The 22785-nt window shown below is 42.7% G+C and carries 22 protein-coding genes; 16 read left to right on the top strand and 6 right to left on the bottom strand.

The window, feature by feature from the left end:
* Nucleotides 1-191 precede the first annotated feature (191 nt).
* From WC407_RS04330 to WC407_RS04275, 12 genes are all read left to right on the top strand, one after another.
* Entirely contained in the window at nt 192-2558 is a 2367-nt protein-coding gene (locus WC407_RS04330; protein ID WP_373021345.1) for an HD domain-containing phosphohydrolase, read from the top strand.
* Nucleotides 2559-2629: 71 nt separating this feature from the next.
* On the top strand, nt 2630-2809 hold the full coding sequence (locus WC407_RS04325; protein WP_373021344.1) for a hypothetical protein: 180 nt from the start codon (nt 2630-2632) through the stop codon (nt 2807-2809).
* 175 nt (nt 2810-2984) lie between these two features.
* Nucleotides 2985-3341, top strand: coding sequence for a response regulator (locus tag WC407_RS04320; protein ID WP_373021343.1), 357 nt, complete (start codon nt 2985-2987; stop codon nt 3339-3341).
* An 84-nt stretch (nt 3342-3425) separates the two neighbouring features.
* Nucleotides 3426-3665: a winged helix-turn-helix domain-containing protein gene (locus tag WC407_RS04315; protein ID WP_373021342.1), complete on the top strand. Its 240-nt coding sequence runs from the start codon at nt 3426-3428 to the stop codon at nt 3663-3665.
* Nucleotides 3666-3766: 101 nt separating this feature from the next.
* Nucleotides 3767-4450 (top strand): response regulator transcription factor, encoded by a 684-nt coding sequence (locus tag WC407_RS04310; protein ID WP_373021341.1) that lies wholly within the window; start codon nt 3767-3769, stop codon nt 4448-4450.
* Nucleotides 4451-4555: 105 nt separating this feature from the next.
* A complete protein-coding gene (locus WC407_RS04305; RefSeq protein WP_373021340.1) occupies nt 4556-7300 on the top strand; it encodes an outer membrane beta-barrel protein in 2745 nt (914 codons plus the stop codon).
* Nucleotides 7301-7484: 184 nt separating this feature from the next.
* Nucleotides 7485-8240 (top strand): hypothetical protein, encoded by a 756-nt coding sequence (locus WC407_RS04300; protein WP_373021339.1) that lies wholly within the window; start codon nt 7485-7487, stop codon nt 8238-8240.
* An 86-nt stretch (nt 8241-8326) separates the two neighbouring features.
* Complete coding sequence (locus WC407_RS04295; protein ID WP_373021338.1) at nt 8327-8713, top strand: hypothetical protein; 387 nt, start codon at nt 8327-8329, stop codon at nt 8711-8713.
* 112 nt (nt 8714-8825) lie between these two features.
* Complete coding sequence (locus tag WC407_RS04290; RefSeq protein ID WP_373021337.1) at nt 8826-8978, top strand: hypothetical protein; 153 nt, start codon at nt 8826-8828, stop codon at nt 8976-8978.
* Between the two features lie 148 nt (nt 8979-9126).
* Complete coding sequence (locus WC407_RS04285) at nt 9127-11529, top strand: PAS domain-containing protein (protein ID WP_373021336.1); 2403 nt, start codon at nt 9127-9129, stop codon at nt 11527-11529.
* Nucleotides 11530-11615: 86 nt separating this feature from the next.
* A complete protein-coding gene (locus WC407_RS04280) occupies nt 11616-12356 on the top strand; it encodes a polysaccharide deacetylase family protein (RefSeq protein ID WP_373021335.1) in 741 nt (246 codons plus the stop codon).
* 37 nt (nt 12357-12393) lie between these two features.
* Entirely contained in the window at nt 12394-12951 is a 558-nt protein-coding gene (locus tag WC407_RS04275) for a manganese efflux pump MntP family protein (protein ID WP_373021334.1), read from the top strand.
* On the opposite strand, the gene WC407_RS04270 is transcribed toward WC407_RS04275, so the two are convergent.
* On the bottom strand, nt 12952-13314 hold the full coding sequence (locus WC407_RS04270; RefSeq protein ID WP_373021333.1) for a hypothetical protein: 363 nt from the start codon (nt 13312-13314) through the stop codon (nt 12952-12954).
* Nucleotides 13315-13379: 65 nt separating this feature from the next.
* Here WC407_RS04270 and WC407_RS04265 point away from each other — a divergent pair, with 65 nt between their 5' ends.
* On the top strand, nt 13380-13781 hold the full coding sequence (locus WC407_RS04265; protein ID WP_373021332.1) for a rhodanese-like domain-containing protein: 402 nt from the start codon (nt 13380-13382) through the stop codon (nt 13779-13781).
* Nucleotides 13782-13880: 99 nt separating this feature from the next.
* On the opposite strand, the gene WC407_RS04260 is transcribed toward WC407_RS04265, so the two are convergent.
* Complete coding sequence (locus WC407_RS04260; protein WP_373021331.1) at nt 13881-14195, bottom strand: hypothetical protein; 315 nt, start codon at nt 14193-14195, stop codon at nt 13881-13883.
* Nucleotides 14196-14289: 94 nt separating this feature from the next.
* On the opposite strand from WC407_RS04260, the gene WC407_RS04255 reads away from it, so the two are divergent.
* A complete protein-coding gene (locus WC407_RS04255; RefSeq protein WP_373021330.1) occupies nt 14290-15498 on the top strand; it encodes a GGDEF domain-containing protein in 1209 nt (402 codons plus the stop codon).
* Here WC407_RS04255 and WC407_RS04250 read toward each other — a convergent pair.
* Genes WC407_RS04250 through WC407_RS04235 form a run of 4 tightly spaced genes read right to left on the bottom strand, consistent with a single transcriptional unit; the run spans nt 15493 to nt 18454 of the window.
* A complete protein-coding gene (locus WC407_RS04250; RefSeq protein ID WP_373021329.1) occupies nt 15493-15834 on the bottom strand; it encodes a translation initiation factor in 342 nt (113 codons plus the stop codon). The genes WC407_RS04255 and WC407_RS04250 overlap by 6 nt on opposite strands.
* Nucleotides 15831-16037, bottom strand: a complete 207-nt coding sequence (locus tag WC407_RS04245; RefSeq protein ID WP_373021328.1) for a DUF1653 domain-containing protein — start codon at nt 16035-16037, stop codon at nt 15831-15833. The genes WC407_RS04250 and WC407_RS04245 overlap by 4 nt, the downstream gene beginning before the upstream one ends.
* Complete coding sequence (locus WC407_RS04240; protein WP_373021327.1) at nt 16030-16863, bottom strand: DUF5718 family protein; 834 nt, start codon at nt 16861-16863, stop codon at nt 16030-16032. The genes WC407_RS04245 and WC407_RS04240 overlap by 8 nt, the downstream gene beginning before the upstream one ends.
* Entirely contained in the window at nt 16850-18454 is a 1605-nt protein-coding gene (locus WC407_RS04235; RefSeq protein WP_373021326.1) for an ABC-F family ATP-binding cassette domain-containing protein, read from the bottom strand. Before WC407_RS04235 ends, WC407_RS04240 begins: the two co-directional genes overlap by 14 nt.
* 149 nt (nt 18455-18603) lie before the next feature.
* On the opposite strand from WC407_RS04235, the gene WC407_RS04230 reads away from it, so the two are divergent.
* Nucleotides 18604-20718, top strand: coding sequence for an EAL domain-containing protein (locus WC407_RS04230; protein ID WP_373021325.1), 2115 nt, complete (start codon nt 18604-18606; stop codon nt 20716-20718).
* A gap of 22 nt (nt 20719-20740) precedes the next feature.
* On the top strand, nt 20741-22675 hold the full coding sequence (locus WC407_RS04225; RefSeq protein WP_373021324.1) for an acetate--CoA ligase family protein: 1935 nt from the start codon (nt 20741-20743) through the stop codon (nt 22673-22675).
* Nucleotides 22676-22785 lie beyond the last annotated feature (110 nt).

Raw genomic sequence — 22785 nt, 5'->3', positions numbered from 1 at the left:
GAAAAAAACGCAAGGAATTATTGAAACGATTGATACCATTAACACGCTTTCCACTGCTAATTCTCGTAGTATTGAAGAGATTGCAGCCGCTGCGGATCATTTACATCATATGACCGAACAGCTTGATGTTCAACTCGAAAAATTTAGAACATAGCCTATCGAAGGAGCATCTAGCATACGAGGATATTTTCATGAAGAATACTTTTAATAAAGTAGCCCTGATCATAACTCTTTTTGCAATCATTTTCCTGTATGGTGAATTTGAATATAAAAAGTCGTTCTACTTCAAAGACAATATATATAATCTTGAGCTTCAATACAATGACAAAGTCAGGTCATATAAAAGTATGGCAGATTTTTGGGCATCTAAAATTGTACAATTGCCATCACTTACTGACATATTAAAACAAGTTGCAAATGGCTCATTGAATGTTAATGATGCACAGGTGCGTATTAATCATTTGTTACTCCCTATTCATGTACAGATGCAAGCACAAGGGATAAAGCATCTAGTAGTGAACTTCAAAGATGGTAGGCAATTTATATGTTCATTCAATGATAAAGCGCCTCATAGTGTAATACCTACAGGTAAAAAAACACATACCTATAAAACTGAACTTACCGGTTATGAAGCGGGGAGATTATTCGAAGGGCTCCGTTATTTTTATCCCCTTTTTCATAAGGATGAATATATAGGATCTTTTGAAGTTGGAATCGATGAAGAAGACCTTCTCAACTTGATGGATAAAAATCTTGATGCACAATACAGTATAGCGATTAGGCGTAATCACCTTGTAAAAGAGGAAACCATTGTAACACCTGATACTTTTTACTATGAAAGTTTTTTTGACAGAATGTATGTTATACACAACAAGGCATATAATACCTCTATATTTAATTCAGAAAAATTTACCCCATTTAAAAATCAGATTAATCATCAATTGGATAATGAAAATTCATTTGCCCTTTACCATTTAAATGGTCTCTATACAAGCAGTGTATATGTTTTCGTCGCCATTTATGATTTACAAAAAAGACATGTCGGATATATTATTTCAAAACGTGAAGATAACTATATTAACAAGCTTTATACCGAGCAATTCCTAAAGTTTCTATCCTTTTTGTTTATCCTTTATATTGTTAGAATGTATTATCAAAAACAAATACGCTCAAAAATATTACTTGAGCAATATAAAACAGTCGTTGATCAAACCAATATTCTTTCAAAAACAGATACAGAGGGTCGCATTACGTATGTTAATAAAGTTTTTGAATCCATTTCCGGATACAGCAAAAAAGAATTGATCGGTAAAAAACACAATATTATTCGACATCCGGATATGCCAGTAACCGTTTTTAAAGAATTATGGGAAACCATTAGCAGGGGCGAAATCTGGAAAGGAAAATTCAAAAATAGAAAAAAAGATGGCTCCTCTTATATTGTCGAAGCCACAATATTTCCTCTTACCGATGAATCAGGAAACATCGTTGAATACATTGCCATACGTCATGATATCACCAAACTTGAAGCACTCAAAGAACTGCTTGAAAAAAAACTTCAAGAAAACGGTCATAGTCTAGAAGAGAAGATGTATCTGCTCACTCAATATGAACGAGCAATCGAACAATCTGCATTGTATGCCCGTACCGATACCCAAGGCGTTATCACCTATCTTAATAAAATGCATGAGGTAATAACGGGTTTTAAAAATGAAGAACTTATTGGCAATACACATAGTCCACTACGCGATCCGGCTACACCAAATTCATTCTACCAAGAACTTTGGTCTACCATTCAGCAAAAGCAGATATGGAAAGGTATTATTAAAAATAAAAATAAAACAGGTGATTTTTTCTTTCTTGATACCACCATAATTCCCATCCTAGATAAGAGTGATGTGATACTTGAGTATATGAGCATCCAATACGATGTTACCGAACTTTTGCTATTGCAAGAAGATATTGTTGAAACGCAAAGAGAAGTAATATATATGATGGGAGAGATTACTGAAACACGAAGTAAAGAGACGGGCAACCATGTAAAGCGAGTGGCTGAATATGCAAGACTGCTTGCGATTAAATCTTGTATGGATGAAGAAGAGGCAAACATCCTTTATGCCGCGTCGCCTATGCACGATATCGGTAAGATTGGCATCCCTGATGATATATTGAATAAACCTGGAAAACTTACCGCCAATGAGTGGGCGATCATGACTACGCACACGGATATAGGACATAATATTTTAAAAAGCTCAGAAAGAACTATTATGAAAGCGGCAGCAATAGTGGCTTATGAACATCATGAAAAATGGGATGGAACAGGCTATCCAAGAGGGATTAAAGGCGAAGAAATTCATATCTATGGTCGCATCGTCGCTATTGCCGATGTTTTTGATGCGCTAGGTAGCGACCGCATTTATAAAAAAGCATGGGAGCTTGAAAAAATTTTGGAACTCTTTCATCAGGAAAGCGGCAGGCATTTTGACCCTGTACTTGTTGAGATATTTTTTAACAATCTTCCAGAATTTCTTCTTATTCGAGATAGACTAAAAGACTAAAATTCATAGTGAGAGGCAGGATTATCAATGCAACTGATAGCGTCAAAGAAAAAAGAGAGTACTATAGCAATATGTGTTTTCTACTAACTATTGTATTTGTCATTGCTACCTTCTCCTTTTTATCACACGGTTTAATTCCTCATGCCATTATAAGTGGGATTATCGCCGCTATTTTCCTCTTCTTTTTCATCCGCAAACTCATTTTTAACGGTCGATGTATCTTTGGAAAAGCACGTGATTGCGACCGCTAAAGCCCCTTATACCAGTAACAAGTACGTCACATTCACATTTTTTTCTCATTATTTATTGTTAGAATATTTTTAAAAGACGTATAATAAGGGATTGCATTAGTCTCGTTAGTCTTTATTAACATTATTAAACCGCATTTTATTATTTGTACTTGCGCTAGAAAATAAAGGCAATTGAATGTTTACATCCCAAAACTTAAGTGTCCTCTATATCGAACATGATCCAGAAGTCCGTCAGAAAATTACGCGGCTGATGCGCGAAAATGGATTGCAGGTTATTGAAACTGATAATACACTGGATGCGTGTAACCTCTTTCGGATGCATGAAGTTGATATTATTCTATTAGATGAACAACTTCCTAATAAAAGCGGCATAGACTTCGTCCACTGTCTTCGAGGAAAAGAGGTACTCACTCCCGTAGTTATCACAACTGAGTATACCAACCAAAATATGCTGCTCGAAGCGATAAATCTCGATATTACTCGATACTTAGTCAAGCCATATCCGCAGTACGAGCTCCTCAATGCTCTTTAAGCCGCTATCAATAAAGCAATTAATTGCCATCCGATAACCTTTACCCGTCTCGATAACGGATTTAGCTACGACCCTATCAATAAAGTGATCAACGGTCCGGATGGGGTAACGCATCAATTATCCAAAAAAGAGTACCTTCTCCTCGAACTTCTTATCAAAAATAAAAATAAAATTATCTCTTATGATGCCATAGCAATACTGGTATGGCAAGACACTATCATGAGTATGGATGCCCTCCGCACATTAGTACGAGCCCTTCGTAAAAAAACCTACAAAGAGATCATCGAAAACAATAATGGTCTCGGTTATAAAATGCATTTATAGAATAGATGGTACAACAAGAAAGTGGATCTCATTAAAATATTATAAGTAAGTAATAAAATGGTTTCAAATAAAAGTTTTAGCCAAAAAGAGAATACATTTTCATGATTAATATCAAAGATATGAACCTTCTTTATGTGTACACTGATACTCGAAGCCATCAAAAAAATACCCCATTATTACTGAACAGTGGCCTAAATATTTTAAATGCGGAGTCATCGGCTGTCGCCTGTGATCTTATTCAAACCAAAAAAGTCGACATTGCATTGATCGATCACCATGTACTCGATAAAAGTGGGTTGGAGCCCATCCGATGCCTTCGCCAAAAAGAGCTTATGACCCCTATTATTATGATCACAGCGCTTGCCGATCCAGCAATTTTACTCCACGCTATTAATCTAGGAATCACCCGCTGTTTGATCAAACCCTTTAAAAAATCCGAGTTGCTTCATGCAGTTCAAATAGCCAAAAAAAGGGTACTTTATCACCAGCCGATATCCTCTATTTCTCTGCATGAGCGATTTATGTATGATCCGATCAATAAAATGGTGAATAGCCCCGACAATCGATCGATTCAATTATCTAAAAAAGAGTATCTCTTCCTCGAACTTTTTTTAAAAAACAAACAAAAGATTGTCCCCTATTCGACTATAGAAACTTTCGTATGGCAAGAAACGGGCATGAGCATGGATGCTCTTCGCACATTGGTTCGCAGTATTCGTATAAAAACTTATCCGCATCTCCTGACCAATGTCAGCGGTGTAGGATATATAATGGATCTCAGTTAAATAAAGTTACTAAACATATTTTTCACACTTTGTTCTAAATATACTATAAAAATCTCATTTCCTGTTACTAGAATATCCTTGTAGAATAATTATTAAGGATCCTCAATGATACGATCTATCGCGACTATGAGTTACGGCCTTTCTTTCGCAGCAGCTCTTATATTAGTGCCCAATGCTATAGCGGCATCGAATGAGCAAACCCAAAATCAATCACAGCAAGGAAATCAAGCTGGTGAGGCCGTTCAAAGCGGTGTCATAAATACCACTACACCGCCAAGGCCTACAGATCCGGCTCAGCAAATTTCACATACTATTACTAAAGAAGAAGCAAAAGGGGGAATTCCTCTCGGAAATTTTCTCCTTTACCCGGCATTATCGACGACAGTACTGTACGATGATAATATTTATGCTTCACGTAAAAATGAGGTATCGGATACGGTTCTTACTATTACCCCTGAAATGCGGATCAAATCCAATTTTAACCATCATAGTCTCGAAGTCGGAAGCGGCATTGACATAAATCGTTATCATCGTTTTATAAATGAAAATACAAATGACGAATGGGTTTATGGAAAAGGGCGAATCGATATCACTGATTCGACAAACCTTTATGGAGGCGTGAATTTCTCACATAGTCACGAAGACCGGTCATCTCCTGATGCCGTGGAAATTAGCCAAACAGGTACATTGACAGGTCCAATACGCTATACAGATACAGGTGGCAATATAGGAGTGTACCACACCTTTAATGACCGTTTAGCGTTACGCGTAGGCGGCTCGGTATCAAAACTTAATTATGATAACCTCCCCCTTATCGGAGGGGGAATCTATGAGGGTAACTTACGTGATCGCAAAGAGTCATTGGTTGGAGGACGGTTAATCTTCACTGCATCCGACACTTTAGATTTATTTGCTCAGGGTGCTGCAGATAACCGTATTTACGATAATCTCGGTATCTACAACCGAAACTCACACGGATTTAATGCCGCTGTGGGGATGACGTATGAGCCTTCCGATTCTCTTAAAGGGGAAGCCTATATAGGGCGCATCGGTCAAAACTACGATGATACCCGTTTCAAGTACGTGAGTGCCATCGATTATGGATTCAATATTAAATACAAAACAACTCCGTGGACCACATTTTCCATGAACCTTGACCGCTCGCTCGAAGAGACGACGATTAGCGGTTCATCGGGATATTTAAATACGGCATTAAGCGGCCGTATTGATCACCGTCTCTCCAATGATCTTTCGTTAAACGCATCGCTTACTCGCCAATGGAGCCAGTACAATGATATTGATCGGGATGATATTTATACCGGAGCGGGTGTCGGTGCTAAAATGTATCTTTCAAATGCTATCTACGCTGCCGCCGATTACAAATACCGTAAACGTACTTCGAGCGCAACTGCTACTGATCCGAACTACATTGCTATTACCCATTATGCTGATTATGATAATAATCTCGTTTATTTTACACTGGGGACAGATTTTGGAACACGTGCACAACCTGAAACGCCGGTTGTGAGCTATCCAAGCTGGTCGTTGTTCGCATCGCCGTTTAGCAATACCCTTACCGGCTTTTACGCAGGGGGAGCAGTCGGTGTCAACAGTCTCAATGCCGCGACGTTCGGCTATCGTGATCCATGGACCAGCAATCCAAACAATTATGATAATGGCGAATTCGGAGAATTGGGGACTATCAGCGGTCTGTTCGGCGGCTATGGCCAAATGCTCTCTAAACATATCTATTTAGGGGTAGAGGGGGAATTTGACCGAAGCAACGCAAAACTTTCACATGATCATGTTGCAGATACTCTTTTCACTATCGGGCAAAAGAATGGATTTGCCCTCTCTCTTCGTCCGGGATACATGCTTGACAATGGTGCACTATTGTATGGACGAGTCGGTTTAGCACGGACCAAATTTAACAATTATATCGAAGCTCTCGATGCAGCTCCCGGTTCGACAACTTCGGGTCAATATTATACGGTTGATCAAGACAAAACAATAAATGGTTTCCGTCTGGGTATGGGGACCGACATCCCGATGGGCAATAATCTTTTTGTACGGATGGATTATGCCTATACTGATTATAAAAGCTACTCCATTCCTCTCATCAATGCTGACGGAACGCTTTTACGCAATGACTCTACCGATATTAGCGGCGGCACCTTCAAACTTGGGCTCGGGTGGAATTTCGGAGGGGCAGCAAGCGAAGCCAAAACGGTTTCCATCGATCCGAGCTACCTCGACGGTCTGTATGTCGGAGCAATGATCGGCCAAGGACCGATCAACACGGAGGTTAATGCCTATCATGGTGATGGCACATCCCTTATCGCTGATTTTGGGGCTGATGGTATGACCGGCGGCGCCTTCCTCGGATACGGCCACACATTCGGCAGCTGGTATCTCGGAGCGGAACTCGAAGCCGAAGCGAGCACGTTTGGATGGCATCATGACCGACAAACATCTGGCGCAACCGGCGGCCGCGATTACTATGTCCACAAAAAAGGGGGATTCGGAGAGAGTGTCCGTCTGGGTTATGTGCTTAAAAATGGCTCAATGTTCTATGGGCGCGTCGGGCGCGTCGATACCAAATTTAGTTCAGAATATACCAAAGGAAGTGCAAACAATAACAATTGGGTAGATCAAGACAATACCCTTATGGGTACCCGTATTGGACTCGGAACCGAAATTCCATTCAACAAAGCTCTCTTTATGAGAATGGATTACAGCTATACGAAATATGGCTCCTATAGTTTTGTTACCGGAACCTCTACTCCTGATATCTTAACGTACAAAAATGACGAAAGCCTCTTCCGTTTTGGTCTAGGCTACCACTTTTAACTCGTTTCAAAACGCTTAAAAGCGTTTTGAAATTCCCCCTATCTGTTGTTTTTCCCTTCATCCTTTTTACTTATATCAGAAAGTTTAACTATCTTTATATCACTATCCAAAAATATAAAAAAATCTCATAAGAATCTCATATAGGATTTGTAGAATTAAATATCAAATATAAAAGGAGTTGTCCATGGCAACACAATCATCATTCATTACAAAAGTTATTACAGCAGGTAGTTTGGTTCTTGCAGCAGCCTTAATTGCGCCTGCTTCTATGAACTTTAACGGCTTTGCATCCAATGCATTTGCAGAAGAAGACGGAGGAAGCGGAAGTCATGGAACCGGCGGGCATAAAGGCGAAGGCGGATCTTCTGACAAAGGCAAAGGCGGTTCCGATAAAGGCAAAGGCGGAAAAGATGCTGTATACAAAGGTGATTCGGATAACCATCAAAAAGGCAAATCTGATACGAGCGGCAATAAAGGTAAACCGATATGGTCTTCGGAAGGGATACCAGAAGGTGATTACGGTCGCCTAAATGTCGCTCGTGCGCCTCAGCATACTCGTGATCAAGCACTAGCAGAAGCATTATCAACGACAACCAATTGGTCTCTATACACAAAAACATTGGGTGAAGCGGTTGCTGCGATTAATAACAGCAATAATGTAGCGATTGTCCGTGTCGACTCACCGACACAAGCACTTGCATTGTATCAAGCATTGTTGAAAAATGGCTCTATTCCAGCAATTGGCGGTGGTACTGCTGCAGTTCAAGCAGCAATTTTCTTGGGAAGCGCCTCGGATAAAACAAAAGCAATTACTGCTAATACTGTTATTGCTATGAACACGATTTTAGGTGTAAGTAATCCGGCAGGCATAACGAATGAGCAAATGGCTGCAGATGCGGAACTCGTTCGTTTAGCGATTCTAGCTTCCCACAGCGAATAATTCATTCTCAATATACTATTCGCTTAAAAGAGAAAGATTTGCAATACTTCTTTCTCCCTCATTTTATTTTACTTAGGAGCATTATCATGAAGAAGGTATTTATCACTTTAATGTCGGCATCTGCCATTATCTCAACACTTGCATTTGCGGAAGCATCAGACTCAGCAGTAAAAACGACCCAACAAAGCATGCAGCAAGAGCGTGAGCGTGTGCAAAACGAAACACAGAATAGCTTTCGTAATATGAATACGGACCAGCTTTTAGAAAAACGCGGGACAATGACCAATCAAAGAGAGCGGGAGCAGCTTCATAATGAGCTTCAAAACCGTTATCAGACGATGACGCAGGAACAAAAACAAAAATTCAACAACCGTCCAGAAAATACCCCGGTAAAAGGGATGAATAACGGCGGTGGTATGGGTGGCGGCTTTGGCGGTGGTATGGGCGGTGGCGGAGGAAGAGGGGGTCGTTAATTCCTTTTTTTACAAAGTTCAAAGCATTATTAGTGCTTTGTCTTTGATAAGATATTTGGCGGTTAACATTGTTTGGTTACAATTTTCTCACTTTAATTTGAGAGGTACAAAAATGAAACAATCCCTTTTTACCATTACGGTTTTAGCCCTATTTACAGGATGTGCAACATGGCATGGTGTTAAACAAGACACCTCAACCGCAGTAGAGTGGAGCAAAGAAAAAGTAAATCAGAGTGCGGGCTTCGTCAAAGAAAAAACGGAATGAAGTTTTAGTTAAATAGTTTTAAGAAAAGGATCACATACACTTCCTAAAAACCTATGATACAATCATTTATTGTAATAATTAGGATTTTAGGAATGCGTCGAAATAATATATATTTACCATACACCTACCGTTGTAAAAAAGAGATGAGATGATTTTTCCGGCTTGGTTCAAAAACGCCTCCATCGTCCGAAAATTCATTTATATCGCTTTCTTGGCAACCACACAAGCAACACTATTTGCCATAGTGTTATCAACCCTCATGCAATGGTTCATGCTGCGTGAAGAGCTGGTACACACTATTTCTGCCCACGCGTCGATTATCGCAGCAAATAGCACGGAGGAGCTTCTTTCAAACAACCGCGAAGAGGCAAAAAATACACTAAGCGCACTGGCCAATATCGACAGTATTGAATTTGCAGGGATCCTCGATAGCCAAGGAAACGATTTTGCCCTCTACGTTCAACCGGGAAAAGTAATGCCCATCCACCACCATTATCCGGTGGAAAGCGAATACCATATCCACACCGCCCAATACATCGAAATCATTATCCCGGTCGTATTTAAACAAGAACGGATCGGTATGCTCCATGTCCGCTCCAGTATGGCACCGGTATACGAGAAACTGGCATGGAATATTTTGATACTCGTTGCCGCAGCCGTAGGAGCATTTCTGATCGCCATCATAATGCTGTTATTGCTCCTTCCAACCATTACCGACCCCATTCAATATCTGGTCACTCTGATGAAAAAAGTATCGCAGGACAAAGACTTTCTCCTCCGTTCTGAGTTAAACAGCCACGATGAACTGGGAACCCTCTCAGAGGGGTTTAATGCTATGCTGGAACAAATTCAGATGCGGGATCATGTCCTCGAATACCACCAAATGCAGCTGGAAGAAGATGTCGCTCAACGCACTGCCATTCTGACCGAAGCACAGCGGATTGCCCATCTCGGAAACTGGGAATGGGACATACTCACCAACACCCTGGAGTGGTCGGATGAAGTCTACCGCATTTTCGGACTCACCTCTCAACAATTCGGAGCAACTTACGAGGCATTTTTGCAAACCGTACATCCGGAGGATCGACAAGTCGTGGATACGGATATCCGTAAGACACTTGACCAAATGGGAAATCATCCTTACAGCATAGATCACCGCATTCTGCTCCCCGACGGTACGATACGTCATGTGCATGAGCAGGGGGAAGTGTTCCGTGACAAGGAGGGGAAACCTATCAGAATGATTGGAACCATACAGGACATCACCGAACGCAAGCACTCAGAAGAAGCGCTCAAGGACGCTCACGAACAATTGTCCATTCTCCTCAATTCGCTGCCGATCGCAGTTTACCGCTGTCGTGCTGAGGGGGATTATGCGGTAATGTATATGTCGGAAAACGTCCTCTCTTTCACCGGATTTACACCCCAAGAGTTCATGGAAAAACCTGATCTGTGGCTCACACATATCCATCCCGATGATAAAGCAAAGGTTGCCACGGAGATGGAGTATCTGTTTGAAAAAGGGGCTCACACCTACGAATACCGCTGGCAGAGTGCAAATGGTAAGTATATTTGGATACAAGATTCCCTAAAATTAATAGTACGTGAAGATGGTACACCGATATATATGATTGGAATGTGGGAGAATATCACCGAACGCAAACACATGGAGCTGAAATTACGAGCAAGCGAAGAGCGTTTCCGTCATCTTGCCGAATTAACAACGGACTGGGTTTGGGAAGTCGATAAGAATGGTACCTATGTATATTCCGGAGAGAACGTTTACAACCTCTTGGGGTATACCCCTGAAGAGATATGCGGTAAAACTCCCTTCGATTTCATGACGCAAGAAGAAGCCGAACGCGTCGGAGAAATTTTCAAGAAAATTCTCAGCGAGCAAAAACCTTTTTCTTTTCTAGAAAATACCAATCTTCATAAGGATGGTCATAAGGTTATCCTCGAAACCAGTGGAATACCTCTGTATAATGAGGAGGGAACGTTACAAGGGTACTTTGGAACGGAACACGATGTTACCGAGCGCAAACAGATCGAAGAGGAGATAAAGCGTCTGGCTACGACCGACACTCTCACAGGTATCGCCAACAGAAGAGAATTCAATACGCAGCTCGAAAAAGAGATCGAACGCTCCAAACGCTACAGTACCCCGCTCTCTCTTATCATGTATGATATTGATTATTTCAAGCGGGTTAATGACACCTTCGGGCATGATGCGGGCGATGCGGTTCTGCAGACTCTCACCACCTTGGTAAAGTCTAATATTCGTACCGTAGATATCGTTGCCCGCTGGGGAGGCGAAGAGTTCATGATCCTGATGCCGCAATCTAACGCTTCGACTGCCGCTGAGGCAGCGGAAAAACTGCGTCAAAAAATCGTAGAACACCCTTTTGAACCGGTCGGAAAACTGACTGTAAGTTTCGGAGTTACCCCGTTTGAACCGCAGGATGATTTGGATGGCTTGATCAAACGAGTTGACGATGCCCTGTATCAAGCGAAAGAGCACGGACGCAACCGTGTAGAAATTCTCCTCTAGCCGAGAGACTTCTACGTTACAGCCAACATTTAATAGCCCTTCAAATATGCTACAATCGCACATCTCAATCCTCAGGATTTTAATCGATGCTTAAAGCCCTCGCTTTCTCTATAGCGTTCTTCGCTTCACTGTATGGACACGAACCCGTTCAATGGGGAGAAAATGTCACCGGGGTTGTAACCAAATTTTACTCCGATAAAAAAGAGATTGCTCTCACCTTCGATGCGTGCGGAGGAAGTGCAAAAAGTTCTCAGTTTGATGCAGGCTTGATCGATTTTTTGATTGAGAACCATATCCCCGCCACCTTGTTTATCAACTCACGATGGATTCAAAGCAATCCTGAAATATTCATACGTCTGGCGGAAAATTCTTTATTTGAAATCGCTAACCACGGTACCGCACACCATCCTCTCTCGATCAACGGTAAAAGCGTTTACAATATCCCCGGCACCGCTTCCCCCGAAGAGGTTGCTCGCGAAATTAATGGTAACGGTGATTTAATCGAAAAACTCACCGGTAAACGACCCCTATTCTTTCGCTCCGGTACCGCTTATTATGATGAACAAGCGGTTGCAATCGCTCACCAAAACGGGGTAGAAATAGCAGGGTTCAGTGTTTTGGGGGATGCAGGGGCAACCTTTAGCGCACCCAAAGTGGCGCAACAATTAGAAAGTGCCCACAGCGGCGATATTGTGATTTTTCACATGAACCACCCTGAAAGCGGTACCCGAGAGGGGATCATGGAGGGTGTTGCCAAACTCAAAGCACAAGGGTTTAGTTTCGTCCGTCTCGGTGATGTCAAATCGCATCTTAACCGTCTCCCTTAAAAGGGTATAATTCGCCACCTATTTTTCTGGATTTTTTATGAATGAAACCCTTCTTATCCTCGCCGTGGCTTTGGCGATGGACTCTGTCGCCGTGTCGATCGCCATCGGCTCAAAATACAAAGATCTTTCAGTGTCAAAAGCCCTTATTAGCGCCGCCGTTTTCGGATTTTTCCAAGGGGCGATGCCCATCGCGGGATATTTTATCGGTATCAATTTTGCCGAATACGTCCAAGCGTATGATCACTGGATAGCTTTTGTTCTCCTCGTAGGACTTGGGGGGAAAATGCTCTATGAAGCGTACCAAAATGAATTTGATGACGAAGTCACCGATCTCTCTGCTAAAACTCTCATCACACTGGGTATCGCAACAAGTATCGATGCGATGGCAATCGGGGTGACGTTTGCCTTTTTACAGAGCGATATTTACGCCGCAGCGGGAATGATTGCACTCGTTACCTTTGTTTTGTGTATGGTAGCAGTGTATATTGGGAAAAAATTGGGGTCATTGCTGGAGAGTAAAGCGGAAATGCTCGGGGGGCTTATCCTCATCGGGTTGGGAACTAAAATTCTCTTGGAACATTTAGAAATTATTTAATTACCAACCGTCTGTAGCATGGTTATCGTGTTTTGATTTTTTGTAGTTGCGGGCATTTACCCTTTTTTCCAACTGATTTTGAGCATAAAAGAGTTCTTCTTTAATGGTCTCAATATCCGTATCACTGCTGCGAAAATCAAGAATTTTCTGACCTAACGCTTCAAGTACCATATACTCATCTTTATAAAGTTTGACCGCTTCATTTTTTTCCAAAAACCGAAAATTCATATCCACTTTTTGGTCATACTGCTCTTTCGTAGGATTATCGCTTTTAGCCAAATACGATAGGATTCCGTTGATAAAACGGCCCAACAATCGAATATATCGAAGTCGTTTTGAATTTTCTGCTTTAGATTCGCCCATGCACCCTCGGTTAATGATTACTAGTTATAATTATAGCTATAAAATAGAGAGTAAAAGGTTTTCTTATGATGAAATGGCTTCTAACACTGTCCCTTATCGCAACATCGCTTTTGGCCGATTACACAGCGCAACCTATTGATCAAAAGTTGATCGACTCAAAAATAAAAATCATTGATATCCGTACCCCCGGTGAGTGGAAAACAACCGGATTGGTAAAAGGGTCTATCCCTATCATGTTTTTTGATGAGCGCGGCAATTATAATATGGATGCTTTTTTAGCGGAGCTCAATAAAAAAGTCAAAAAAGATGAAAGATTTGCCGTTATTTGTAATAGCGGCAGTCGTTCTCGAACCCTGGGGACCTATTTAGGAAAACAATTAGGGTATAACGTTATTGATTTGCAAGGGGGGATTCAATATGCTATCGGCAAAAAAATCCCGTTAGAGCCTTATAAATCAAAACAGTAAATGGGTCGTTTTCTCATTTTTCTTCTGATACGTATAATTGTCACCTTCGGACTGATAGCGTTGATTGTCTACGCTTTAGTACGAGGGCTATATTGGCTATTAACGTAAAAATTCGAGTAGATCGATATACTCTTTTTCGATCACGCCGAGATTTTCGAGCATCCGCATCTCGTCGACGCCGGGATTCTCGCTCAAAAACTCCCGTCGCCACTGGATATTGTCCTGAAGCTCCGTGAGTCCGGTCGATAAATATTCTATCATCGAATCAATATCCCCTCCACGCAATAACCCTTCGGTGTCCGCTTTGTAAAATAACAGCGCATAATCTCCCGTCTCATGCGAAAAACGAAAATCCTCGGCAATATTATGGACAATTGTTTTAATCCGTTCGTCTTTTATGATCCGTTTTGCCATACTCTTTCTCCCGATTATTGTTGTCCAATTGTAATGGCTTTTGGTATAGGGTTTGCTTAGGATAACTATCCAATAATAAGAGATTAACCGACACGTGGAATCACTCAACCTCAAAACCAAACTTCTTTATTTGTTACTGGTCGTAGGGTTTGGACTTGTTGTTGTTGGATTGGTGGGATATTTCAATCTTAGGTCCATGAGAAATCACGTCGACACCCTCTATTTTGGGTCCCTTCTTCCTCTTGGTGAACTGGAATCTATCACCGACACGTACCACGGTAAACTTGGCAGTACCGTTTACCTCTGGAGCCATAATCTTATCAGCAATGAACAAGCGGCGCAAAATATCACGCTGGGGCTTGATACGGTTGATCAGATGTGGGGAAACTACCTCTCCCATGATAAACGCCCCGAAGAGCTTCCCTACGTCGATTACACCGAATCTCAAATTGAAAGCATGCGGAGCTATTTTCTCCAGATTCGAGGAGTCATCCTCTCTCCTCAAGATCCGCAGCCCGTATCGCTCTCTATTCTCTCAGATAATATCGGATCGATCCACGCCACTATTCATCAACTTATTCACTATGAAAATGCTGCTGCACGTTATGAACACTCCCTGATACTGACACAGCATCAAAATTCACTGATGCAATTAGCCCTTTTACTCTGCGTAATTTTAGGCTTTGTTATGGGGCTTGCATGGATGATATTTACCCGTATCGAATTACAGCAGCGTCAATTGATCGAATCCACAGAGACCCTCAAACATCTCAATCTCAAACTCGAACATGCCTCCTATACCGATTCATTGACGGCCTTGTTCAACCGCCGTTATTTTAATATTGTTTATGAACGAGAATTTAAACGCGCATTACGAGCCGGAAAGCCGTTTGTCTTTTTAATGCTCGATATCGATTTTTTCAAACAATACAATGATACGTATGGACATCTGCAAGGAGATATCGCCCTCCAGTCAGTAGCACGTATACTCAAAGCCACATTACAACGACCGGGAGATCATCCCTTTCGTTTGGGAGGAGAAGAGTTCGGTGTTATTATCACTGAAACCGATTGCGCTAATGCCCGATTGATGGGAGAAAAAATACGTGCTAATATTGAGGGGTTGCAAATGGAGCATAAAGGGTCTAAAATCGCTCAGATTTTGACAGTCTCTATCGGAGGAGTGTGTGTTATCCCGACGGGACTTATGGGAGATGAAGCATTAATGCATACCGCCGATACCAATCTCTATGCCGCCAAAGAGCGGGGACGCAATCAAGTGGTATTTACCAATACGTTATGATTTAGGATTTTTGAACTTAAACCCTAGTTTTTCAAGCTGTTCTCGTACTTTGGAGGAAATTTCGCCCTGAAACTCCATCCACTCCTCTTTATAGGCTCCGCCGCAAGCCAATGACTTTTTGAGGGAGGAGAGTGTTTTTTGGGCATCGGCATCACTGAGGCTGAAGGGACCGACGAGAGTGACGACTTTCCCACGACGTTTCTCTTTTTGGAATACGAGACTGTGCGCGAAAGGGTCAAGGAGCGTGATGGGCTGTGAGGATTTTTCCTCTTCCATGCTCCACCCCTCATTCCAAGAGGCCCCGAGATCAAGGGTGAGCTTTGTCCCTCGGCTCATTTTACCTCTCCGCAATAGGTAAATCGTTTGACTCCGCCGGAAAGGGTCTCATTAAACATTTTCAGCGGCCGTACCCAAAGTCCGCGCGCCCCGTAAAGGGGGCGATAGACGACGAGTTCTTCCCCCGTCTCGGAGTGTTTGGCGATCCCTATCACTTCGTAATGTTTACCCTTATAATGGCGATAAAGACCGTTTTCAAGCACGAACAACCTTTTGAACGAGGGCACTCACTCCCGTCACATCAAGTCCGCCGCGATTGGCCATCATCAGTATCGGGTTCATGCAATAAAGAGCATTGTTATAAATAACAACAATCACCTCATCCCCCTCCTGAAGAAAATTGGTCTCCCCAAAATGGGTATAACGGGTCGCACCGATACTAATAATTGCCTGACGCGGTAATCCGGCAGCATTAAGATAATCGCTGATCGGTTCTAGAGGACCAAAATCGGTTTGTGTATTGATCTGATGTATCATCCAATCAAGCAGTTTGCCATAAAAATAGCTGTACCCGAGCAATTCGACATCTTCGCCATAACGGAACAGATTTCCATCACGTCGTAAAAAAGAGGCGATACGATACGTATCCATCACGCCCCCCTTGTCAAATGAATCAATAGGGATCAGCGTCTCAGATAGCCCTTTGGAAGAGTCTCCCCAGTTTTTCTTGTGGCTTATTTTAGCTGCCCCCTCTTTGCGTAAAGAGCAGTCATTATACGCCCCAAAAAATTTCGGTATGATTTGGGTTACTTTTCCCTCACCATCGTAGATTAAATCGCAGATTAGAGCCACTTCGGGTTCAGGCTGAACATTGCACGCTTCGTTTGGAAGGAGAATGGTATCTGAGCTAATCGGATAAACCCCCAACTGCCCTTCCCGTCCGGGAACATAAAAAGGGAACATCCCTTTGGGACCGTTGGGATCTTCGCTCACTACATCTTTAAAATCGGCACTCTCACCTGCTTGTTCGAGATGAAGGGCAAAATTGCCCGCAACTCCAAGTCCGACGTATCCGTTATAGTGTACCATTGGCCTTAGCCTCAGCGAACTCTTCATACGTCCCTGTGAAATCGATGTAGCTTCCATCCAAATGAAGCTCGATGATACGTCCCGCGAATGCATCGAGTAACTCACGGTCATGGCTCACACAAATAACGTTTCCATCAAATTCATACAGTGCTTCTCCCAATGCGATAATCGCCTCGAGGTCAAGGTGGTTGGTAGGCTCATCGAGGACAAGGAAGTTCCCCCCCTCCAACATCATTTTCGAGAGCATCATACGGTGTTTTTCACCCCCGCTGATTTTCTCGATACTTTTCTCCTGTTGTTCGCCGTTGAAGAGCATACGCCCAAGACAGTTACGGATTTCAGAGATTTCACGCTTTGGATCGAATGCACGGAGCCAGTCATACAGCGTCTCCATCCCTTTGATCTTATCGGCGGTGTCCTGAGGGAAATAACTCGGCTCGATGGTCGCTCCCCATTTCACGGTTCCGCTGGTCGGCTTCATCTCTTCCATGATAATTTTACACAACGTCGATTTACCCGCACCGTTCGCACCGATAATGGCAATTTTTTCGCCCGGAACGATTTGTAGATTGATATTGTGAAGGACATTTAAATCGTCATAACTGTGTGAAATATCGGAAAGCGTAAGTGCTTCGTCTCCCATTGGGCGTTTAGCTTTAAATACGATACTCGGATCACGGCGGGATGAAGGTTTGACATCATCGATACTGAGTTTATCCAGTTTCTTTTGGCGAGAGGTTGCTTGTTTTGCTTTTGACGCATTGGCCGAAAAACGGCGAACAAACGCTTCGAGCTCCTCTTTTTCTTTCAATTTCTTGCCGCGATCGGCTTCGGCTTGCTTGAGAATCAGCGTTGATGCCATATACCAGTCATCGTAATTACCGGTAAACTCGCGGATTTTTTGGTAATCAACATCAAGAATATTGGTCACAACGGAATTGATGAAGTGACGGTCGTGCGAAATAACAACCATCGTCCCCTCATGGCGTTGGAGCTCATATTCTAGCCATCCGATCGTATCGATATCCAAGTTATTGGTAGGCTCATCGAGGAACAATACATCCGGTTTCGGATAAAGCACCTGTGCCAACAAAACTTTGAATTTTTCCGAAGAAGGGAGCGTTGACATCAAATCATTGTGATTTTCGGCAGCGATACCGACATTTTCCAAGATTTTAGCGATTTGAACATCGTACTCGTAGGTAGGATCCTCTTCCACACAAATCATTTCAAGATCAGCAAGACGGTTATTGACCGCGTCGTCTTCAAAATCGCCCGTCGTATAGAGAAGTTCTTTCTCTTTGATTGCATCAAAAAGACGTTTATTTCCCCATAATACTGCATCGGCGATAGTGTAATCTTCGAACGCGAACTGATTTTGCCCCAAAACCCCGACCCGAAGACCCGGTTCGATAGAGATATCTCCCTCGTACTCTTTGATCTCTCCGCAGAGAATTTTGAGAAATGTTGTTTTTCCTGCACCGTTAGCACCGATAAGGCCATAACGTTTGTGACGGTCGAGCTTGAGGTTAATCCCCTCGAAAAGTATGCGGCTACCGAAGCGCATTGTCAAATTGGTAACTTGAACCATAAAAAAAGCCTTTTAATGAAGGTTAAAAATGTCGCGATTATATCCAAAGGTAGTTTAGTTCTAGATTACTCATAATAATCCAGTCTAAGAAGAAACATTTAATTCGTGAGACGCTAACATATCACGAAAAAATCACTTTCTGGGAAAAAATGAAAACTGAAATCCCTTTTTACGATGTCTTAAATTATTTGCCTGATGGAATCCTGATCGTCGATGAGAGAGGGGTTATATTATTCGCCAATGAAGCTTTTTCCGAATTGGTTGGGTATAAATCCGAAATACTTTTTGGTCTCAATATACTTAGCTTACTCTCTGATATTGATGTTTTCCCCTCTTGTATCGCTAAAGTAATGCAAGAGGGGAAATCACTCGATGCCGAAACCGATTTTACCCACAGTGACGGATCAATTGTCTCTACCGTAAAAAGTGTTCGGATGATTCGTCATAATGAACACATCCGTTTTTTTGTCAATGTCCGAAATCTCACCGATCTTAATCGCCTCAACAAAGAGCTTCGCTACTCCAAAGAACTCACCGAATGTCAGGCGCAGGAACTTTCAACTCTTCTCAATACCAAGAATCAGGAGCTCGAAGAGATATTAGGGAGCATTGACGAAGTCATTTGGTACATTGACAACAAAACCCTCTCCTTGCAGTATGTTAACGATGCGGTAGAATCCATATTCGGTTATAACAAAGAGACCTTTTTAGCCGATCAGTCCTTATGGCAGCAACAGATTCATGCTGATGATCGGGCATTAGTCAGAACCTTTTTTGAAACCCTCTCTCCCGGATTATCACAGGAGATCCGTTTTCGTATTCATCAAGCCAACGGAGAGTTGCGATGGATCAACAGCCGAATTCACCACCATCCGGCTCTTCATCTTTTCATCGGAGTTACCCGCGACGTCACAGAGTCCAAAGCTCAAAGTGAAGAGATCACTTTCTTAGCGTATCACGATCCTCTGACCCAACTGCCTAATCGTGCTAAACTCAAACTTCAACTTGATAATCGTATCGAACACTCTCCTGACACCCCGTTTGCTTTGTTATTTCTTGATCTGGACAACTTCAAAAATATTAATGATACGATGGGGCATGAAATAGGAGATCAGATTTTGATCGAAGTTGGCCAACGGTTGCAAATGAGTATGGCAGAGAGTGATTTTTGCGCCCGATTCGGGGGAGATGAATTTGTCCTATTATTGAGCAACGCCGATCCGATTGAGGTGGGCCATTTTTGCACTCGCGTGATTCAGCTCTTTAAAAATCCGTTCACACTCAATGAAACCGATTTTTTCCTCTCTGCTTCGATCGGTATTGCCCTCTATTCAGAAGATGCCTCTCTAGGGGAAGATTTAATCAAACATGCCGATACCGCGATGTATAAAGCCAAAAGTAAGGGAAAAAATCAATTTGCCTACTATCACACCTCGATGCAACGGGCAATTCATAATTTCTTGCATGTCGAGTCACTCATTCGTGAGGGGCTATCCAATGATCTTTTTGAGCTTTATTTCCAACCTCTTATAGACTCTAAGACACTTAAACTCTCAGGATATGAGGCGCTCCTTCGGCTTCCTCATCCAACAGAGGGATTTATTTCTCCGGATATCTTTATCCCGGTTGCCGAAGCCAATGGAGATATTTTACGTATCGGGCATCACGTGCTGAATCAAGCCTGTGATTTCATTCAAACTGTACGTCAAATTCATTCTGAACCTTTTTTCGTGGCCATAAACGTCTCATCGAAACAGCTCCATCAAGAGCATTTTGCCGCAGAATTATTAGCATACCTCGATAAACATTCTATCCCCGCAGAGTATTTAAAAGTTGAACTGACCGAAAGTGCCGTTATGGATAATATCCAAATTGCCGAAGCGCAGCTCACACAGCTTAAAGAGGGAGGAGTAAAAATTGCCCTGGATGATTTTGGTACGGGATACTCCTCATTTGCTTATCTGGCACAACTCCCCATCGATACCCTCAAAATTGACAAATCGTTTATCCTCTCCTTATTCGATGTTGAATCGCACCGCCACATCGTAGAAGCCATGTCTAACTTAGCGCATATTTTAGGGATGAACGTCACTGCTGAGGGGGTAGAAGAGCTATCCCATTTTGATTTTCTCATCGACTCACAGGTGGATACCCTCCAAGGGTACCATCTCAGCCGTCCGCTCCCCAGAGGGGAAATACTCCGCCGGCTTGCCAATGGGGAGTCTTACTTTACACCAGCCCAAAGCTTAGGCTATACTATCTGATTTTAATCCGATGGAGTCACCAATGGTCGAATCCGAACTGTATCGCCTGTTAGAACAATCGGGATTTCAAATCCCGAAATTCCGCCGCTTTAATCTTGATGAATCGGTGAACCTCGATTTTTATCCTATTGCCCTGAAAATCGAATCACCCGCCGTCATTCATAAAAGCGATGTCGGTGCCGTCGCTGTCGCTATCTCCAATAACGATGAAGCCACGGTAGCGAAAACAGACATTTTAAATAACCTTGCCCGACACAACATTCTCCTGGATAACACTAAGGACGGTTTTATTGCCACTGAAATGATCCAAGGGGAAGAACTCTTTGTCGGGGTAGTGGATGATCCGATATTCGGCAAAACCATCCTTTTCGGCAAAGGGGGTGTATTGCTCGAACTCTACCGTGATGTCTGTTACATCGACATTCATGCCGACCGTGCCGAGATAGAACGCGCCCTTCGTACCACTAAAATATCCGCCTTATTCACGGGGTATCGCGGCAGCCATTTTTCTATCAATATTGCCGTCGATTTCATCCAAAAAGTTCAACTTTTTTTATCCAATCATCCCACGATACATGAGTGTGATTTCAACCCCGTTATTCTTAATAATCAAGGGATGAGTATCGTCGACGCCCGAATACAATACAGCGACACCGCTCCCACCGCTCCCACAGCTAAACGGAGTCGGAACAATTTTTTTGACAACCGCACCGTTGCCGTTATCGGAGCATCCCTTGATCCCTATAAAGTGGGATATGCCATCGCCCGAAATGCGCTCTCCTTTACCGGAGCTCTCTACCTCGTCAATGCCAAAGGGGGAACATTCGAAGGGCATACCCTCTATACCTCTATCGATGATATTAACGATACGATCGATACCGCTATTATCACGATCCCAGCGTCACATGTCATAGAAACCATAGAACATCTTATCCCAAAAGGGGTCAGAAATGTAATTATCGTATCGGCCGGTTTTAAAGAGATCGGAGATACCCAAAGCGAACAGCACCTCTTCGAACTGGCACAGCAGTATAATCTCAATATCATCGGTCCAAACTGTCTGGGATATTACGAATCTACCCGTTCACTGAACCTTACTTTCGGTTCATCAAACGTCAAAGCAGGTTCTCTTGCCCTCATAGCCCAATCCGGTGCCGTCCTCTCAAGCCTTATGGATAAAGCAGCACAACAGGGGATCGGGTTTTCCCATATCCTCTCTGCGGGCAATATGTCCGATCTCGATTTTGCCGATATTATTGCCATGTTGGATCATTCACCTCAATGTCAAGCAATCTCGATTTATGCCGAGGGGATACGTGAGGGGAAAGCTCTTTTAGAAGCTATTCGCCGCTGCACCAAGCCCATTCGAATTTATAAAGCAGGAAAAAGCCCCCAAGCACGCAAAGCGGCATTTTCCCATACCGGAAATCTCAGCGGAGATTATCCGATGTTCAAAGCGCTCATGGAAAGTGTCGGTGTTAAAACGGTCGATAGTATCGAAGCCCTTCTGCACCATTCATCTGTAAATATCTCTCGCATCGCCATCATTACCAATGCCGGCGGCCCTGGAACTATATTGACCGATTATATTATAGACAAAGGGGCAATACTTGCCACGCTTAGCGACCAAGCTATCGCCGATTTGGATCTCCTGCTCCCCTCTAACTGGTCACGTAACAACCCGATTGATATTATCGGCGATGCACGAAGCGAACGATTTGAACTGACCCTCAATTACATCGATGCACTCGAAGATATCGATATGATTTATCTGCTGATTACTCCTCAAATGATGACCGATACCCTCAACATCGTCAAACTGTTAGAATTGCCTAGATCAAAACCGATTTATCCCATCTTACTGGGAGGGGTAATGATGCACGAAGCCGCAGAGTATCTTTATATGCGTAATATCCCCTATTTTACGACCTTGCAAGAGGCTAGTGCATTTTTGTAAAGAAGTTTAATTAATAACGATAATACAATTATTTTTAACATTGCCATAAGATTGGAATGGCTAAAATGTGTTAAGGATTATGCTGGTTATAGTTCGATTTTTCCACGGAG

It is taken from the genome of Sulfuricurvum sp. (genome assembly GCF_041651515.1).
In the GTDB taxonomy this organism is placed as follows: Bacteria; Campylobacterota; Campylobacteria; order Campylobacterales; family Sulfurimonadaceae; genus Sulfuricurvum.
This window is presented reverse-complemented; position numbering and strand designations above follow the sequence as displayed.

What these genes read in the sequence shown, in the direction of transcription:
- WC407_RS04330 (WP_373021345.1), top strand. Translation starts at nt 192, where the DNA reads ATGAAGAATACTTTTAATAAAGTAGCCCTGATCATAACTCTTTTTGCA.
- WC407_RS04325 (WP_373021344.1), top strand. Translation starts at nt 2,630, where the DNA reads ATGTGTTTTCTACTAACTATTGTATTTGTCATTGCTACCTTCTCCTTT.
- WC407_RS04320 (WP_373021343.1), top strand. Translation starts at nt 2,985, where the DNA reads ATGTTTACATCCCAAAACTTAAGTGTCCTCTATATCGAACATGATCCA.
- WC407_RS04310 (WP_373021341.1), top strand. Translation starts at nt 3,767, where the DNA reads ATGATTAATATCAAAGATATGAACCTTCTTTATGTGTACACTGATACT.
- WC407_RS04305 (WP_373021340.1), top strand. Translation starts at nt 4,556, where the DNA reads ATGATACGATCTATCGCGACTATGAGTTACGGCCTTTCTTTCGCAGCA.
- WC407_RS04300 (WP_373021339.1), top strand. Translation starts at nt 7,485, where the DNA reads ATGGCAACACAATCATCATTCATTACAAAAGTTATTACAGCAGGTAGT.
- WC407_RS04295 (WP_373021338.1), top strand. Translation starts at nt 8,327, where the DNA reads ATGAAGAAGGTATTTATCACTTTAATGTCGGCATCTGCCATTATCTCA.
- WC407_RS04290 (WP_373021337.1), top strand. Translation starts at nt 8,826, where the DNA reads ATGAAACAATCCCTTTTTACCATTACGGTTTTAGCCCTATTTACAGGA.
- WC407_RS04285 (WP_373021336.1), top strand. Translation starts at nt 9,127, where the DNA reads ATGATTTTTCCGGCTTGGTTCAAAAACGCCTCCATCGTCCGAAAATTC.
- WC407_RS04280 (WP_373021335.1), top strand. Translation starts at nt 11,616, where the DNA reads ATGCTTAAAGCCCTCGCTTTCTCTATAGCGTTCTTCGCTTCACTGTAT.
- WC407_RS04275 (WP_373021334.1), top strand. Translation starts at nt 12,394, where the DNA reads ATGAATGAAACCCTTCTTATCCTCGCCGTGGCTTTGGCGATGGACTCT.
- WC407_RS04270 (WP_373021333.1), bottom strand. Translation starts at nt 13,314, where the DNA reads ATGGGCGAATCTAAAGCAGAAAATTCAAAACGACTTCGATATATTCGA.
- WC407_RS04265 (WP_373021332.1), top strand. Translation starts at nt 13,380, where the DNA reads ATGATGAAATGGCTTCTAACACTGTCCCTTATCGCAACATCGCTTTTG.
- WC407_RS04260 (WP_373021331.1), bottom strand. Translation starts at nt 14,195, where the DNA reads ATGGCAAAACGGATCATAAAAGACGAACGGATTAAAACAATTGTCCAT.
- WC407_RS04250 (WP_373021329.1), bottom strand. Translation starts at nt 15,834, where the DNA reads ATGAGCCGAGGGACAAAGCTCACCCTTGATCTCGGGGCCTCTTGGAAT.
- WC407_RS04240 (WP_373021327.1), bottom strand. Translation starts at nt 16,863, where the DNA reads ATGGTACACTATAACGGATACGTCGGACTTGGAGTTGCGGGCAATTTT.
- WC407_RS04235 (WP_373021326.1), bottom strand. Translation starts at nt 18,454, where the DNA reads ATGGTTCAAGTTACCAATTTGACAATGCGCTTCGGTAGCCGCATACTT.
- WC407_RS04230 (WP_373021325.1), top strand. Translation starts at nt 18,604, where the DNA reads ATGAAAACTGAAATCCCTTTTTACGATGTCTTAAATTATTTGCCTGAT.
- WC407_RS04225 (WP_373021324.1), top strand. Translation starts at nt 20,741, where the DNA reads ATGGTCGAATCCGAACTGTATCGCCTGTTAGAACAATCGGGATTTCAA.